14 protein-coding genes are annotated in these 15,980 nt (G+C 69.0%); 10 read left to right on the forward strand and 4 right to left on the reverse strand.

The features are described from left to right. The first annotated feature begins 31 nt into the window (after positions 1-31). From secE to rplA, 4 genes are all read left to right on the forward strand, one after another. Positions 32-679 (forward strand): preprotein translocase subunit SecE, encoded by a 648-nt coding sequence (secE, locus tag CGZ93_RS15660; RefSeq protein WP_141211249.1) that lies wholly within the window; start codon positions 32-34, stop codon positions 677-679. 41 nt (positions 680-720) lie between these two features. Continuing rightward, positions 721-1,626 carry a transcription termination/antitermination protein NusG gene (gene nusG, locus CGZ93_RS15665; protein ID WP_094365081.1) on the forward strand — a complete coding sequence of 302 codons (906 nt, stop codon included), beginning with the start codon at positions 721-723 and terminating at the stop codon, positions 1,624-1,626. Positions 1,627-1,752: 126 nt separating this feature from the next. After that, positions 1,753-2,184 (forward strand): 50S ribosomal protein L11, encoded by a 432-nt coding sequence (gene rplK / locus CGZ93_RS15670; RefSeq protein WP_094365082.1) that lies wholly within the window; start codon positions 1,753-1,755, stop codon positions 2,182-2,184. Between the two features lie 75 nt (positions 2,185-2,259). Continuing rightward, a complete protein-coding gene (gene rplA, locus CGZ93_RS15675) occupies positions 2,260-2,961 on the forward strand; it encodes a 50S ribosomal protein L1 (RefSeq protein WP_094365083.1) in 702 nt (233 codons plus the stop codon). Positions 2,962-3,050: 89 nt separating this feature from the next. Here the strand turns inward: rplA and CGZ93_RS15680 are convergent, their stop codons facing one another. Next, positions 3,051-3,848, reverse strand: coding sequence for a peptidoglycan-binding domain-containing protein (locus CGZ93_RS15680; RefSeq protein ID WP_094365084.1), 798 nt, complete (start codon positions 3,846-3,848; stop codon positions 3,051-3,053). Between the two features lie 155 nt (positions 3,849-4,003). After that, a complete protein-coding gene (locus CGZ93_RS19075; protein WP_176451805.1) occupies positions 4,004-4,759 on the reverse strand; it encodes a C40 family peptidase in 756 nt (251 codons plus the stop codon). 772 nt (positions 4,760-5,531) lie between these two features. On the opposite strand from CGZ93_RS19075, the gene rplJ reads away from it, so the two are divergent. Further along, positions 5,532-6,167 (forward strand): 50S ribosomal protein L10, encoded by a 636-nt coding sequence (rplJ, locus tag CGZ93_RS15690; RefSeq protein ID WP_094365085.1) that lies wholly within the window; start codon positions 5,532-5,534, stop codon positions 6,165-6,167. Between the two features lie 15 nt (positions 6,168-6,182). After that, positions 6,183-6,581, forward strand: coding sequence for a 50S ribosomal protein L7/L12 (gene rplL / locus CGZ93_RS15695; protein ID WP_094365086.1), 399 nt, complete (start codon positions 6,183-6,185; stop codon positions 6,579-6,581). Between the two features lie 100 nt (positions 6,582-6,681). Here rplL and CGZ93_RS15700 read toward each other — a convergent pair whose 3' ends face one another. Beyond that, positions 6,682-7,254, reverse strand: a complete 573-nt coding sequence (locus tag CGZ93_RS15700; protein WP_094365087.1) for a DUF1800 family protein — start codon at positions 7,252-7,254, stop codon at positions 6,682-6,684. Between the two features lie 428 nt (positions 7,255-7,682). On the opposite strand from CGZ93_RS15700, the gene benA reads away from it, so the two are divergent. From benA to CGZ93_RS15720, 4 genes are all read left to right on the forward strand, one after another. Continuing rightward, complete coding sequence (benA, locus tag CGZ93_RS15705; protein ID WP_094365088.1) at positions 7,683-9,278, forward strand: benzoate 1,2-dioxygenase large subunit; 1,596 nt, start codon at positions 7,683-7,685, stop codon at positions 9,276-9,278. Positions 9,279-9,289: 11 nt separating this feature from the next. After that, the gene (gene benB / locus CGZ93_RS15710) at positions 9,290-9,808 is read left to right on the forward strand and encodes a benzoate 1,2-dioxygenase small subunit (protein WP_094365089.1); all 519 of its coding nucleotides are present in this window, start codon (positions 9,290-9,292) and stop codon (positions 9,806-9,808) included. 91 nt (positions 9,809-9,899) lie between these two features. Continuing rightward, a complete protein-coding gene (gene benC / locus CGZ93_RS15715; protein WP_094365090.1) occupies positions 9,900-12,698 on the forward strand; it encodes a benzoate 1,2-dioxygenase electron transfer component BenC in 2,799 nt (932 codons plus the stop codon). 11 nt (positions 12,699-12,709) lie between these two features. Further along, positions 12,710-15,382 (forward strand): helix-turn-helix transcriptional regulator, encoded by a 2,673-nt coding sequence (locus CGZ93_RS15720; protein ID WP_094365091.1) that lies wholly within the window; start codon positions 12,710-12,712, stop codon positions 15,380-15,382. An 11-nt stretch (positions 15,383-15,393) separates the two neighbouring features. Here CGZ93_RS15720 and mobA read toward each other — a convergent pair whose 3' ends face one another. Then, the gene (gene mobA / locus CGZ93_RS15725; protein ID WP_094365092.1) at positions 15,394-15,975 is read right to left on the reverse strand and encodes a molybdenum cofactor guanylyltransferase; all 582 of its coding nucleotides are present in this window, start codon (positions 15,973-15,975) and stop codon (positions 15,394-15,396) included. Positions 15,976-15,980 lie beyond the last annotated feature (5 nt).

Genomic DNA, 15,980 nt, shown 5'->3' on the forward strand with positions numbered 1-15,980 from the left:
CAACCCCGAGGCAACGCGAAGGATCCAGACAGTGGCAGACGACAAGAAGCCCGATTCGGCTGACGAGTCGGTTGAGTCGACCCCTGCCGCGAACGACCCCACGGATCAGCGCCAGCCTGTCGAGGAGGCCCCGGCCGAGCTGAGCGGCGACTCCGAGATCGTCGACCCCGAGGACACCCCCGACGACGAATACGTCGACGATCCCGACACCCCCGACATCAATGAGGCCAAGCTCGACCGGGCGACCGACGAGGCGGCGGAGGAGTCCACCGCGGATCCCGGTTCGGTGGCCCAGCGGCGGCCCCGCTCGACCCGTCCGGTACGCCGCAGCGCGTCCGGTGGCGCCGCGAAGGCCCCCGTCGCCGAGCGGGACGAGGCCGCCGAGGATGCCGAGTCCGGTGCGGCCGAGACCGGGAGCAGTAAGGAGGTGGCCCGCAAGGACCGGGCCACTCGTACCCGCCGCAGCGCCGAGCGGGAACGAGCAGCAGGCACCGAGCGGACCACCCCGGCGGCGTTCGTCCGCGAGTCCACGACCGAGCTGCGCAAGGTCGTCTGGCCGACCGGGACCCAGGTACAGCAGTACTTCGTGGTCGTGCTGGTGTTCGTCCTGTTCATCATCGCCTTCGTCTCGCTGCTGGACCTCGGCTTCGGCTGGCTGGTCCTCAAGGCATTCGGCTGAGACACGACCCGGCTGAGACACACACAGTGGAGGAAAACCCCGTGAACAACGAGCAGGACGTCCCGGAGAAGGACAACGAGCAGGACGTCGAGCTGTCGCTGACCGATGACGACACCAGTGCCGACGATGTCGAGATCGACCTCGGCCCCCAGTCCACCACGAGTGAGGACGACGACTTCGAGATCAACCTCGACTTCGGCGACGACTCCGAGGGGTCCGGTGACTCCTCCGATGACGAGTTGGACCTCGACCTGGACGCCGTCGGCACCGACGACGAGTCCGAGCAGGATTCCGACGATTCCGACTCAGACGATGAGGACGCCGACGCCGACGCGGTGGTCGAGAAGGCGCTCGAGGAGTTGCGCGCCGACCTGCGGGCCAAGCCCGGCGACTGGTATGTCGTGCACACCTATTCCGGTATGGAGAAGCGGGTGAAGCAGAACCTCGAGTCTCGGGTGACCTCGCTGAACATGGAGGACTTCATCTTCGAGGTGAAGGTGCCCACCGAAGAGGTCACCGAGATCCGCAACGGCAACAGGAAGACCGTCACCCGGACCGTGCTGCCCGGCTATGTGCTGGTGTGCATGGACCTGACCGACGAGTCCTGGGCGACCGTGCGGCACACCCCGTCGGTGACCGGCTTCGTCGGCCACGCCACCTCCCCGGTGCCGCTGGGTCTGGACGAGGTGGAGAAGATGCTCGCCCCGTCGGTGATCGCGGCGGCCAACGCCAGCGTCACCGGCCAGCCGAAGCGGGCGCAGAAGAAGATCGAGGTGGCCGACTTCGCGGTGGGCGATTCGGTGATGGTCACCGATGGCCCGTTCGCCGGCGTGCACGCCTCGATCACTGAGATCCACGCGAAGAACCAGCGGCTCAAGGCGCTGGTGGACTTCATGGGTCGCGAGACCCCGGTGGATCTGACCTTCTCGCAGGTCGAAAAGGTCTGATTTGGCCGCCGGGGGAGTCCCGGCGGAGAATAGGAACTTGGGCGTCCATCCGGTACGCCCTGACCCGGGCCGGATCATGCCCGTCCGGCCGGGACACACGAATACAGATACGCAAGGACCCGAAACATGCCTCCCAAGAAGAAAGTAGCGGCGCTCGTCAAGGTCGCGCTGAACGCCGGTGCGGCCACCCCGGCCCCGCCGGTCGGTACCGCGCTCGGTCCGCACGGTGTCAACATCATGGACTTCTGCAAGCAGTACAACGCTGCCACCGAAGCCATGCGCGGCAACGTGATCCCGGTCGAGATCACCATCTACGAGGACCGCACGTTCTCGTTCGTGACCAAGACCCCGCCAGCCGCCGAGCTGATCAAGAAGGCCGCCGGAATCAAGTCCGGTGCCGCCAACCCGCTGACCACCAAGGTCGGCAAGATCACCAAGGACCAGGTCAAGGAGATCGCCGAGACCAAGCTCCCCGACCTGAACGCCAACGACATCGACGGCGCGATGAAGATCGTCGAGGGTACCGCCCGCTCGATGGGCGTCACCGTCGAGGGCTGATCCGCCCAACCCGTGGGAGGGGAGCGCACCCCGCACCACGACTGACACACACGAACTGAACAACAGGAGTCAGAAATGCAGCGCAGCAAGGCATACCGCTCGGCCGCCGAGAAGCTGACCGAGGACAAGCTCTACACCCCGGCCGAGGCCGTGGATCTGATCAAGGACGGAGCGTCGGCCAAGTTCGACGAGACCGTCGACGTGGCGATGCGCCTGGGCGTCGATCCGCGCAAGGCGGACCAGATGGTCCGCGGCACCGTCAACCTTCCCAACGGCACCGGCAAGACCGCTCGGGTCCTGGTCTTTGCCACCGGTGAGAAGGCGGAGGCCGCCAAGGCCGCCGGCGCCGACGAGGTCGGTGCCGACGAGCTGGTGGAGAAGGTCCAGAAGGGCTATCTGGACTTCGACGCGGTCGTCGCCACCCCGGACATGATGGGCAAGGTCGGCCGACTGGGCCGGGTGCTGGGTCCGCGTGGCCTGATGCCGAACCCGAAGACCGGCACCGTCACCCCCGACGTCGCCAAGGCCGTCACCGACATCAAGGGCGGCAAGATCGAGTTCCGCGTCGATCGGCACGCGAACCTGCACTTCGTGATCGGCAAGGCGTCGTTCAGCGAGTCGGCGCTGCAGGAGAACTACTTCGCCGCGCTGGAGGAGGTGCTGCGGCTCAAGCCGTCCAGCGCCAAGGGCCGCTACATCAAGAAGATCACCTTCAGCTCCACCATGGGCCCGGGCGTGACGGTCGACCCGTCGCGCACCAAGCCCGACAGCGAGTGAGGCGTACGCCCCGCTGAGCGCACCAGGCTGAACGCAAGAGGCCCGCACCCCGATCGGGGGGCGGGCCTCTTGGCGTACGCGGCCGAGGATCAGTCGCCGTACTTCTTGGGGCGATAGGCGTCGTACTCCGAGCCGCTGCCCAGACCGTAGGTCAGGCTGCGGTGGCGGGTCCGGTCGCCGTCGCCGGTCTGCTCATAGGCGGTGTAGGAGGTCTTCTGGGCGTTGTCCCACTTCTCGAAGATGACCACGTGGCGGGTGTTGTTGTCGCCCTTGATGTCGATCACCAGGTCGCCCGGCTTCAGCTCGGCCATCGAGATCTTGCGGGAGTAGGTGGAGCTGGCGAGCAGCACCGTGTAGGGGGAGTCCTTGAACTCGAGCGCCATTGAGGCGTACCCGGAGCAGTCCTGGCGATAGCCCTGGAAGTACTTCTGCTGACTGTAGGGGACCGGGCCGCCGTTGTAGGCGGTGAGCCAGGTCTTGGCGCGATCGAGCGTACGCTGCCGCGCCGCGGAGACGTTGCCGCTGCTCGGGGGCGGGGTGGCGGTGCCACCGCCGTTGGCCTCCTGCAACGCGGCCCAGGTCTTGGGTCCGACGATGGCGTCGGCCTCGAGGCCCTTGGCGCGCTGGAAGTCGAGCACGGCGGCCTTCGTCTTCGGCCCGAAATAGCCGGTGCCGACGAGCGGGGCACCCTGATTCTTGAGGATGCACTGAAGGGTCTTGACGGCCGTGCCCTGGGACCCCTGTTTGAGGGTGGGGGTGTCGCTGACGGTGCAGCTGGCGGACGAGGGGGCGGCGGTGGAGGTGGCGACGCCGACTCCGATCCCGGTGAGGGCGGTGAGGCCGGTGGCGACCGCTGCGGTGGCGGCGACGATACGACGGGTGATCATTGGAGTGCTCCTGGCTGGGGGACGATTCGGTGTCGACGCTAGGCGTACGCCGGGCCCCTGGCCACCGGTGCAGGGCTGGAAGGTTCCACGCTGCGCCGGGACGCAGAACGCCCCCGCAACCGAAGTCGCGGGGGCGTTCAGCTGGTGCGGGTGGCTCAGAAGCGCACGACGCCCGAGACCGGCATCGAGGTGGCGGAGACCACCGAGACCGGCTTGCCCGGACGCGAGCTGTGCACGATCTTGCCGTCACCGATGTAGAGGCCGACGTGCGAGGCGCCGGAGTAGTAGACGACGACGTCACCCGGCTGGGCCTGGCTGAGCGAGATCCGCTGACCGCCGCCGGCCTGGGCCTGCGAGGTGCGCGGGATGCTCACACCGGCGGCGCGCAGCGACGCCTGGGTCAGGCCGGAGCAGTCATAGGAGCTGGGGCCGGTGGCGCCATAACCGTAGGGCTTGCCCACCTGGGCCAGCGCGAAGTTGACCGCAGCCGCCTTGCCGGTGCCGGTGCTGCTCACCGCGGCCCGCGGGGCGGCAGCGGCCGGGCGGTTGGCGGAGACGGTCTTCTTGCCGCCCGACTTGGCCTGGAGCGAGCCCCAGGTCATCGACGCGGTGACGCCGGTGGTCGGGATGTCGTTGGCGCGCTGGTAGCGCTTCACCGCAGAGCGCGTCATGCTGCCGTAGTAGCCGGTCGCCGGCACCGAGTAGCCAGCCTTGGTGAGGCTGCGCTGGAGGCGCTTCACATCGTCGCTGCGCTTGCCCACCTTGAGGGTCGGGGTGGAGCCGGCCGCGCACTGGCTGACGGTGTCGCAGGACGGGGCGGCCTCCGCGGTGCCGATGGAGGCAACGGCGAAGCTCGAGCCAAGGGCCACACTGGCGGCCACAGCGGCGGAGGTCTTGAAGATCTTGCGCATTGTCGGGGAATCCTCTGTTTGATGGTCAGATCCGCCGGTTCACGTGGCCGGCGCGGGAACGCTAACCCGGAGAGTTGCTCTTGGTCAACCCTCAGGTTGCTCTCAGATAAACCTGTGTCCGGGCTGTGTTTCCCCCAGAGATCGTTCCCCCTAGTCACACGCGTTCCGGTGGGGATCACGGATGTGACACGGATCATGCTGAGGTCAGAGGGGAGATTTCTCAGGAACGTCTTGTGTGGCCCGCCAGTTCGAACGGGGCCCGCGCCGACCAGAGCCCCTCACGCGGCTGGGGGTCCCGAAAAGTGATCGGGCATCCGACCGGTTCATCGGGCGGGGCAATTGGTCATCGGGCGGCCGATATGGCGTGACAATTTCTGCCGCCCGATGACAATTTGGGATGCCCGATGAACCATTCGGATGCCCGATGAAATTCCGGGACCGCGAGGCGGGTGGGTGAGGAGCCGCTGGTGCGGGTGTGCCGCCGCAGAGGGGTCCGGCGCAATTTGGACGCCGAGTGGGAGTCGGCGTACGCTTGACTCTGCCGAAGACCGCTGGTCGACCGGGTACGCCCGGTCCGAAGTCTCCGAAGCCGAACCTGATCCGAGATCAGGGTCAGCCAGGAAGGCCCGCGCAGGTGATGCGAAGCAGTCCGGATCCATGATCCGTTCCGCCCCGTGCCAGCTGCGCACCGGGGCGTTTTTCTTTGCCCGGACGGTCGGAGGCGTTGCCACCCGCCGGGTGGCAGACGATGCGAGAAGTGGGAAGGAGCACCATGGCGAGGCCGGACAAGGCAGCCGCGGTGGCCGAGCTGAAGGACAAGTTCTCCAGCTCTGATGCCGTCGTGCTGACCGAGTACCGCGGACTTTCCGTGGCCGCCCTGCAGGAGCTGCGTCGCAGCCTTGGACAGGACGCCACGTATGCCGTGACGAAGAACACTCTGACCCAGATCGCCGCCAAGGAGGCCGGGATCGAGGGGCTGGACGACCAGCTCGTCGGACCGACCGCGCTCACGTTCATCAACGGTGACGTGGCCACGGTGGCGAAGGGTCTGAAGAACTTCAGCAAGGACAACCCGCTTCTGGTCATCAAGGGTGGCGTGATGGAGGGCAGGCTCCTCGACGCCGATGGGGTCAAGAAGCTTGCCGACCTCGAGTCCCGTGAGGTGCTGCTGGCCAAGCTGGCCGGTGGCATGAAGGCCAACCTGAACAAGGCCGCCTACGTCCTGGCCGCTCCCGCGTCCAAGCTCGCCCGCGTGCTGGGTGCGCTGGAGGCCGCGGCCCAGGAGGACCCCTCGAAGATCGGTGGCGCTGGCGCCCCGGTCGCCGACCAGAAGCCCGAGACCGAAGAAGCAGCGCCCGCTGCGGACAACAACGAAACCGCAGCGGCCGACGCCGCTGACGACAAGTAAGGAAGGACGCCCATCATGGCGAAGCTCAGCAACGACGAGCTCCTTGACGCCTTCAAGGAGATGACCCTGATCGAGCTCTCCGAGTTCGTGAAGCTGTTCGAGGAGACCTTCGACGTCACCGCCGCCGCTCCGGTGGCCGTGGCCGCCGCCGGTGCCCCCGCCGCTGGCGGCGAGGGTGGCGGCGAGGCCGCTGCCGAGGAGTCGGACGAGGTCGACGTGATCCTCGAGGCCGCTGGCGACAAGAAGATCCAGGTCATCAAGGAGGTGCGCGCCCTCACCTCGCTCGGCCTGAAGGAGGCCAAGGAGCTGGTGGAGTCCGCCCCCAAGGCCGTCCTGGAGAAGGCCAAGAAGGACGACGCCGCCAAGGCCAAGGAGCAGCTCGAGGCCGCCGGCGCCACCGTCACCCTCAAGTGACCTGCGCGGTCCGGTCCGGTCGCTGACCGGTTCGGACTCCGGTACGCCGAAGGCGGGCATCCCCTGGGGGGGTGCCCGCCTTCTGCTGTGCCGTCCGGGTTCAGCGGGCCCGGGCCACCCCGAGCGGGGTGGCGGTGCTCGACCACCCCGGGACCCCGACGGTGTGCAGTTCAGGCACCTCCCGACCGAGGTTCTCGTTGGGGTTGTCCCGGGAGTTCGCGTCGTTGTCCAGATAGGCCAGCAGGGCCGGGTGCCGCAGGGCCGCGAGCAGCAGGTCGGCGAAGCGGCCGAGGGCGTGGCGGCGCAGTACGGTGTGGTTGAAGTGGGCGACGTAGGACTCCGACTTGCCCTGGGCCCCGACGAAGATCTGGTCGGGCCAGAACTCGGTCATCGACTCCAGCAGGTGCCGGTTGCCAAAGACCTGCCGCAGCACGATCGCGCGGACCAGTGCCGGGGCCGCCTCCCACGGCCGGTCGGCGGTGTAGGTGCGCACCTCGGCGCCGGTCTCGGCGTTCACCACCGGGTAGTACTTCGCGATGATCGCCTCGACGCGCGGGTCAGCGACGCCGGCCGGGTTGAGTTGCTCCTCCAGCCACTGCCGTGGCGTACGCCCGGCTATCTGCGCGGTGAGGGTGGCGGTCGGGCGAGGGATGCGCGACGGGCGAGGTGCCAGGCCGGGCTGGAGCGGCGGGGGAGCCGTTCGGCGGTAGCGGTGGGGATGGCGCGTCGGGTGGCCGGGGCCCTGGTCGGTGTGCCACTGGCCGGGCCTGCGGTCGGGTCGGCGCTGGCCGGGCGTCCGTTGACGATCAGCGCCGCTGCCCCGAGGACGGCGGCGCCGAGTGCTCGTCGATTCACACCCTGGGGGAGTGGCATGTTCGACCTACTCGGCACGCCACCCTAGGAGAGTCCCGACAAGTCGGTAAAGGGATACGGGCGGCCGTATCGCGGACCGGTGTGACACCGGTCACCTACCTAGGCACCCTGGGTAAAGCCTAGGCTAAAGACTGAGGCGCCGATCGGGTTCGCGGGCCAGACTGGATTCCAGTGGGTCGCGAAGTGCGACCACAGTGCCACCGTCGCCACTGGAGGGGTTGCAGCACCATGACCATGCACCTGGATCTCGACCAAGCCGTCATCGAGGACCCCGAGAAGGGTCTCTATCGCGCCAACCGGTCGATCTTCACCGACGAGGAGATCTTCGAGCTCGAGATGAAGCACATCTTCGAGGGCAACTGGATCTATCTCGCGCACGAGAGTCAACTGCCCAACCCGGGCGACTACTTCACCACCTACATCGGCCGCCAGCCGATCATGATCACCCGGTCCAAGGACGGCACCCTGAACGGGCTGATCAACGCCTGTGCGCACCGCGGCGCGATGCTCTGCCGGCGCAAGACCGACAACCGGCTGACCATCACCTGCCCGTTCCACGGTTGGACCTTCCGCAACGACGGCAAGCTGCTCAAGGTGAAGGATCCCGAGGACGCCGGCTATCCGGAGCAGTTCAACACCGACGGTTCGCACGACCTGACCCGGATCCCGCGATTCGAGTCCTACCGCGGATTCCTGTTCGGCAGCCTGAACCCGGACGTGCTCCCGCTGACCGAGCACCTGGGCGATGCGACCAAGGTGATCGACATGCTGGTCGATCAGTCGCCCGAGGGGCTGGAGGTGCTGCGCGGCTCGTCCACCTACACCTACGACGGCAACTGGAAGGTGCAGGCCGAGAACGGTGCGGACGGCTACCACGTCACCGCCACCCACTGGAACTACGCGGCCACCACCTCCCGGCGCTCCACCGGTGAGTCCAAGAACACCACCAAGACCGTGGACGCCGGCAAGTGGGGCAAGCAGGGCGGCGGCACCTGGTCGTTCCCGAACGGCCACCTGTGCCTGTGGACCTGGGCCGGCAACTGGGAGAGCCGGCCGCTCGTGCCGTGGCTGGACCAACTGAAGGAGAAGTACGGCGAGGCCAAGGGCGAGTTCATGGTCAAGGGGTCTCGCAACCTGCTGCTCTATCCGAACGTGTACGTGATGGACCAGTTCTCCACCCAGATCCGGCACTTCCGCCCGATCTCGGTGAACAAGACCGAGGTCACCATCTATTGCATCGCCCCCAAGGGGGAGAGCGCCGAGGCGCGCGCCCACCGGATCCGCCAGTATGAGGACTTCTTCAACGCCTCCGGCATGGCGACCCCGGACGACCTGGAGGAGTTCCGCTCCTGCCAGTTCACCTTCCAGGCCACCGCCGCCCCGTGGAACGACATGAGCCGTGGGGCTGAGCACTGGGTGGACGGGCCGGACCCGGTGGCCGACTCGCTCGGCATGGACGGGGTGATCGCCTCCGGCATCAAGAACGAGGACGAGGGGCTCTATCCGATCCAGCACGGCTATTGGCTGCAGGTGATGAGGGCGGCCACCGCGGGCCAGGACGTGGCGCTGGCCGGTGCCAAGCAGGCGGCCGAGAAGATCGGCGCCGACCACAAGCTGGTCAAGCAGGCCAAGGGTGGTGCGGCGAAGAAGTCCGCAGCGCGCAACGCCAGCCCGGCCAAGAAGGTGAGCCCCGCCAAGAAGGCGAGCCCCGCCCGGAAGGCCCCGGCCAAGGCGGCCGCGTCGACGCGCAAGACCACCACGGCGAAGGAGGCGGCCCCCGCGAAGAAGGCCACCACCCGCAAGTCGACCACCAAGCGCGTCTGAGGAGCTGACCCATGACCGACACCCTGCAAGCGGAACAGGTCCGCATCGACCAGACGACGATCGAGCAGTTCCTCTATCGCGAGGCCCGCTATCTCGACGACCGGCAGTTCGAGAAGTGGCTGGAGTGCTATCACGACGACGTCGTCTACTGGATGCCCGCCTGGGACGACAACGGTGAACTCACCCAGGACCCGCAGACCGAGATGTCGCTGATCTACTACGGCAACAAGGGTGGCCTGGAGGATCGGGTCTTCCGGATCCGCACCGAGCGTTCCAGCGCCACCTCGATCCCCGAGCCGCGCACCAGCCACAACATCAGCAACGTCGAGGTGATCGAGCGCCGCGGCAACCTGGTGGACATCAGGTTCAACTGGCACACGATGTACTTCCGCTACAGCACGATGGACCCCTATTACGGGACTTCCTTCTATACCATCGATTTCGGCGGCCCGACCCCGTTGATCCGCCGCAAGACGGTGGTGCTGAAGAACGACTACATCCACCACGTCGTGGACATCTATCACATCTGATCGACCCGGCCATGGAGTCGCTCCGCCGCCTCGCCAGCCCCCGCGGTGGCGGTCGGAGCGACGCCGGGGTGGCGTACAGGAAAGAGATCCAATGACGGACTTCAAGGTGGCCCTGGCCTTCGAGGACGGCGTGACCCGGTTCATCACCGTGGCCGACGACCAGAGCGTGGCGGATGCGGCGTACCGGCAGCGCATCAACATCCCGGTGGACTGCAACGACGGAGCCTGCGGCACCTGCAAGGCGTTCTGCGAGTCCGGCGACTATGACCACGGCTTCTATGTGGAGGACGCGCTCACCGAGGACGAGGCGAGCAAGGGGTATCTCCTTGCCTGTCAGGCAAAGCCGCAATCGGACCTGGTGCTGCAGATCAACAGCACCTCGGCGGTGGCGAAGACCCAGACCGCCACCTACACCGGCACCGTCACCGACGTGCACCGCTATTCCGACAACGTGATGCGGCTGCGGATGACGATCCCGAACCGGGACAAGCTCGCCTACCTCCCCGGGCAGTACGTGAACATCCACGTCCCCGGCAGCGACGAGACCCGCTCCTATTCGTTCTCCAACGACCCGGGCACCGAGGAGCTGGAGTTCCTGGTGAAGATCATCCCCGGGGGGTTGATGTCGACCTGGCTGTCCACCGAGGCGAAGGTGGGCGACGAGGTCACCTTCACCGGCCCGCACGGCTCCTTCTTCCTGCGCGAAGCGCACCGGCCGGTGCTGATGGTGGCCGGCGGCACGGGGCTGGCGCCGATGCTGTCGATGCTGCGAACCGTTGCAGCGAGCGATTCCAGCCGCACCATCCACCTGGTGTACGGCGCCAACACCGACGCCGAGGCGGTGGAACTGGAGACCCTCGAGGCGCTGACCTCCGAGATCAAGAACTTCACCTGGGACCACTGCATCGCCGACCCCAAGTCGTCGGCGAAGAACACCGGCTATGTGATGGGGATCATCGCCGCCGAGCACCTGCACGCCGGTGACGCCGCGGTGTACCTGTGCGGCCCGCCGCCGATGGTCGAGGCCGTGCGTACCCACTTCGACAACGAACTGGGCATCGAGCCGACCGGCTTCTACTACGAGAAGTTCACCTCCGCGGTGCCGGCGCGCAAGACCGATCCGGTCCAGGCGCCGGTGGTCGGCACCATCGCCGAGGAGACGGACGCCACCCCGGTTGAACCGCAGGCCCCGACTGCCGAACCGGCCACCCGCGGCGCCGCGGCGGCCGCCGAACAGGCACTGGCCGGGGCCGCTGCGGCCGCCGACTTCGAGGTCGGCGGGGAGCTGATCACCGCCGGCGAGGAGGCGCGTTCCCTGCTCGGGATCAGCGTCTTCGCGGCCGCCGAGCTGGATCCGGCCCCGGCCGATGCGGCCCCCGCGACCGAGGACGAGCAGCAGCGGCGTTTCCTGCTGGGACAGGAACTCTTCGACAACAAGCTGGACGGCGGGCAGCGGCAGCTGGACGCCGATCGGGGCGACGCCCCGGATCAGGGCAGCCGGGACCTGCTCGGTGAGCTGGTGTTCCCGACCGCAGAGGTGCAGTCGGTCGGCGGAGCCGAACCGGCCGGGATCGCCGCGCAGTTCGTACGCCGCCCCGGCGCAGCCGACGAGGACCAGCCCGGCGACGGCTACGAGATCGGCGAGGAACACCCGTCGATCCTCAAGTCGGACGCCATCTTCGAAGCCCGCCAGGCGCTCGAGCTGGGCGCCCTGGAGCTGGTGCTCGGCCGGATCGGCAGCGGTCAGCTGGCCGGTTACCGGATGCTCGCCGAGGCCACGCTTCCCTATGTGCAGGGGGATCGGTTCGTCGACGCGATGGCCTACACCGAGACCAACGCGGCGTTCCACGACTATCTGTTCACCCTCACCGGGAACGACCACCTGCGGCAGGCCTACCAGCGGCTCGGGGTGAAGGGGGCGATGGAGGACACCCTGCGCAACGCCACCTGGTGTCACCCGCTGTGCGCCAAGGACCACGTCGACATGGTCGACGCGATCGAGGCGGGGCAACGCGACCGGGCGCGGGAGCTGTTCATGGCGCATGCCGATCGGTCCAAGTCGACCATGCGGCGGGCCATGCAGGATCAACGCAAGCAGCCGGCCAACATCAGCCCCGGTCGCTTCGCCGGCAAGGTGGTGCTGGTCACCGGCGCCGCGCAGGGGATCGGCGAGGCGGTGGCTCGCCGGATCCACGCCGAGGGCGGGGAGCTGGTGCTGGCCGACCGCAGCGAGTTGGTCGAGTCGTTGGCCGAGGAGTTGGGGCGTACCGAGTCCGCGGCCGTCGCACAGCTGGCCGACCTGGAGACCTACGCCGGGGCGCAATCCGTGGTGGACAAGGCGATCCGCCGGTTCGGCCGGGTAGACGTGGCCATCCACGTCGTCGGTGGCACGATCTGGCGCAAGCCCTATGAGAAATACGCCGAGGACGAGATCACCGCCGAGATCAACCGCTCGCTCTATCCCACCCTGTGGGGTTGCCGAGCCGTGCTGCCGCACCTCTACGAGCAGGGCCACGGGACGATCGTGAACGTCTCCTCGGTCGCCACGATGGGGCTGAACCGGTTGCCCTACGCGGCCGCCAAGGGCGGGGTCAACGCGATCACCCGTTCGCTGGCCTTCGAGGCCGCCCCGCACGGCGTACGCGTGGTCGCCACCGCACCCGGCGGCACCGACGCGCCGCCGCGGCGTATCCCGCGCGGTGGCGAGCCGCAGTCCGATCAGGAACAGCAGTGGCACCAGGTCACGGTCGACCAGACGCTGGAATCCTCGCTGCTGAAGCGATACGGCACGCTGGACGAACAGGCGGCCGCGATCTGCTTCCTGGCCAGCGACGAGGCGTCCTACCTGACCGGCCAGGTGCTCCCGGTCGGTGGCGGCGACCTCGGCTGAGCCGGGTCCCGATGCCGCAGTTCCGCTCGGCCGAGCTGGCGCACCCGCTGGGTGAGCCGGCTCGGGCCGTGCCCGGACTGGTCGAACAGGCCCTGTCGGGGCGGGCGACGTTGTTGCTGCTGGTCGCCGGCGAGGCGGCCGACGCGACCGCAGCCGTGCGGGCGCTTGTCCTGCCCACCCTGCAATCGCGGCGGCTGGACGAGGCCGACTTCATCGAGGTGGCGGCGATGGCGTGGGAGCGTGAGCAGCCCGGCGCGGTGCTGGAGCGGCTCGGGCTGGACGCCGACGACCCGATGCTCGGGTTGGCTGGCCAGCGGCAACGGGTGCTTGTCGTCACCGAGGCCGACGACGCCGACCAGGTGTCGCTGCAGGCGCTCTCCTCGGCGGTGCACCGGTTGGGTGATTCCCCTGTGCTGGTGGTGATCGCGGGCGCCATGGAGCCGGGGGAGAACGGACCGCTGAGCGAGTTGGCGCGCGCCCACCGCGGTGCGACCTGCCACCTGGACACCCTCGACGGGGCCGGGGTGCAGGCGTTGGCCGCCGGAATCGGCACCACCCTCGACGAGGCAGTCGCCCGCCGACTGGCCCGGCACACCGACGGCTCGGCGGCGGCCGTGCTCGAACTGCTCGCCGAGCACGACCCGGAAACCTGGAAGGCGCCCGACTCGCCGATCCCGGCGACCAGCTCGGCGTTGCGGCGGGCGCGCACCCTGCTCGCCGACGACGAACCGGTACGCCGCCTGGTTCAGGCGTGCGCCACGATCGGGCGCTGGGCCGTGGTGGAGGAGGTTGCCGCACTGGCCGAACTGGACGATCCGCTGCCGGTGCTGGATCGGGCGGTCGACCTGGGCGTGCTGCGGGTACGCCGGGCCAGCCTGCGGCTGCTGGTCGGCTTCCGTTCCCGGATGCTGCGCACCGCGGCGTACGAGTCGATGGGAGTCTCCCGGCAGCGCGACCTGCACATCCGCGCCGCCGAGGTGCTCGGCGACCCGGGGGCGCGGCTGCGGCAGCGGGCGATGGCTTCCGGCAGCCCCGATGCCGGGCTGGCCGACGAACTGGACCAGTGGGCCGCGCGCTGTGCTGGCGAGGGGGCGTGGGAACGCGCCGGTGAGGCCTGGCTGGCCGCCAGCCGGATGTCGGTCAGCGAGCCGGAGGCGGCCAGGCGCCTGGTCAGCTGCCTGGACGCGAAGGTCAGCAACGGCAACCTGTTCGACGTGCAGGCGCTGATTCCCGAGCTGGAGTCGACCGCCGCCTCCCCGCTGCGGGAGGCGGTGCTCGGCTATCACCAGCTGATGCTGGGGCACCGCGACGAGGCCGAGGTGCTGTTGCAGCGGGCCTGGCAGCAGGCCACCGACTGCGACCGGGCAACCAAGTCGGCGATCGCGCACCGGCTGGCCCTGCACAACCTGGTCGACTGGAACTCCGCCGAACTGGTCACCTGGGCCGAGCGGGCGATCGAGTTGGCCGACGGGGCGGTGCCGTCGGTGCCGTCAGGGCTGGAGGCGCACACCATGCTCGGCCTCGGGCTCGGTGGCGAGGGCCGGGCGGCCGACGCCGTGCAGGCGTACACCAAGGTGACCGGATCGGTGCGCGCCGGCGCCCAGGGGCAGCGCGCGATGATGGGGCAGGGCTGGCTGCACCTGGCCCTGGACCGGGTGCCGCTGGCCGCGCACGAGTTGGAGATGGCCGCCCCGATCAGCGCCTGGCGCGGCTCGACCCGGGTGTCGCTGTGGGCGAACGGCTGGCTGGCCCACGCCCGGCTCGCGCTCGGTGACCTGCGGGCCGCTCAGGCGGCGGTCGACCGGGCGGTGCCGCTGCTGGAGCAGACCGGGCAGAACGTGGCGCTGCCGCTGGTGCACTGGGCGGCCGCGCAGATCGCCGCGCTGCGCGGGGAGAGCGCCCGCGCCGAGCACCACGTGTCGAAGGCCGCCTCGGTACGGACCGACTATCAGGGCATGCTGGTCGGTGCCACCCTGGCCCGGGCCCAGGTGTCGATCGCCGAGGGGGACTATGCGGGCGCGGTACGCGCGTTCGAGCCGATGCTCTCCCGGGAGCGGAACACCGGGATCGACGAGCCGGGGTTCTGGCCCTGGCAGGACTTCTATGCGATCGCGCTGGTCGCCACCGGCGAGGTGCAGCAGGCCGATGAGTTCCTGCGCCCGCACGAGGAGCTGGCCGCCGCCCGGCAGCACCGGTCGATGATGGCCCGCCTCGCCTCGGCCCGCGGGCGGGTGCTGTTCAGCCAGGGCGAGGTGACCGCCGGACGGGAGGCGTTCGACCGGGCGCTCGGGCTGATCTCGGACCTGCCATTGCAGCTGCTGCGCACCCGCATCCACCTGGCCCACGGGCAGGCGCTGCGCCGGGTCGGCAAGCGTCGCGACGCCGAGGCAGAGCTGCACAACGCGCGCCGCGGCTATGTGGCGATGGGTGCGACCGGGTTCGTGGACAAGTGTGACCGCGAGCTGAAGGCCGGCACCCGGAGCCGCGACGCCGACTCGCTGACCGAGCTCACGCCGCAGGAGCAGGCGGTGGTCGATCTGGTGGTGCAGGGGATGACCAACCGGGAGGTGGCGGCCAGCCTGTTCATCTCGGTGAAGACCGTGCAATATCACCTGACCCGGGTGTACGCCCGGCTCGGCGTCCGCTCGCGGGCCGAACTGACCGCGCTGCGGGTGGGCGGCTGAGGCGTACGCCCTCAGTGGGGCGGCAGGGCGATGCCGAAGCGATCGGCGTCGGGCGGCTCGTCCACGTCCGAGAGGTCGATCCCGGCCAGCTCGATGGTGTGGGTGCGCAGCGGGCTGAACAATTGCCGGACTGAGGCGTTCCGAATCTGATCAAGGTCCTGGACCGCCCGGCGCAGGGAGCGCTGTCGGTGCATCCCGAGCAGGGTCTGCGTGCGGCCACCATGATCAACAAGGACCGAGTCGATGTCGTCGGTGAGACCGCTGGCCGCGCCCAGCAGGGCCGGCACGGCGGCCGGGAGCTCGGGATGGTCCACGGCCAGCACCAGCACCCACTCGGCCGGGTCATCGATCGCGAGCAGCCCGGAGGCGATCCCGGCGACCGGTCCGCCGAAGGGCGGGTCCTCGGGGGCGAACCGCATCCCCGCTGGCGAGTCCGGCTCGAGCGGACCGGCCACGACCAGGGCCCGCGCACCGGTGCAGGCGGCGTACGCGCGGTGCAACAGGGTGGCTCCGGCGTAGCGGAGCCGCTGCTTGGGCGAGCCCATCCGGCTGGAACGCCCCCCGGTCAAGATGATCGCGTCGAAGGTGCCCACCCGCC

The sequence above is a fragment of the Enemella dayhoffiae genome (genome assembly GCF_002250625.1).
Taxonomy (GTDB): Bacteria; Actinomycetota; Actinomycetes; order Propionibacteriales; family Propionibacteriaceae; genus Enemella; species Enemella dayhoffiae.

Coding starts and splice junctions, on each gene's coding strand:
- rplA (WP_094365083.1), top strand. CDS start 2,260: ATGCAGCGCAGCAAGGCATACCGCTCGGCCGCCGAGAAGCTGACCGAG.
- CGZ93_RS15680 (WP_094365084.1), bottom strand. CDS start 3,848: ATGATCACCCGTCGTATCGTCGCCGCCACCGCAGCGGTCGCCACCGGC.
- benB (WP_094365089.1), top strand. CDS start 9,290: ATGACCGACACCCTGCAAGCGGAACAGGTCCGCATCGACCAGACGACG.
- benC (WP_094365090.1), top strand. CDS start 9,900: ATGACGGACTTCAAGGTGGCCCTGGCCTTCGAGGACGGCGTGACCCGG.
- rplJ (WP_094365085.1), top strand. CDS start 5,532: ATGGCGAGGCCGGACAAGGCAGCCGCGGTGGCCGAGCTGAAGGACAAG.
- rplK (WP_094365082.1), top strand. CDS start 1,753: ATGCCTCCCAAGAAGAAAGTAGCGGCGCTCGTCAAGGTCGCGCTGAAC.
- CGZ93_RS15720 (WP_094365091.1), top strand. CDS start 12,710: ATGCCGCAGTTCCGCTCGGCCGAGCTGGCGCACCCGCTGGGTGAGCCG.
- benA (WP_094365088.1), top strand. CDS start 7,683: ATGACCATGCACCTGGATCTCGACCAAGCCGTCATCGAGGACCCCGAG.
- CGZ93_RS19075 (WP_176451805.1), bottom strand. CDS start 4,759: ATGCGCAAGATCTTCAAGACCTCCGCCGCTGTGGCCGCCAGTGTGGCC.
- rplL (WP_094365086.1), top strand. CDS start 6,183: ATGGCGAAGCTCAGCAACGACGAGCTCCTTGACGCCTTCAAGGAGATG.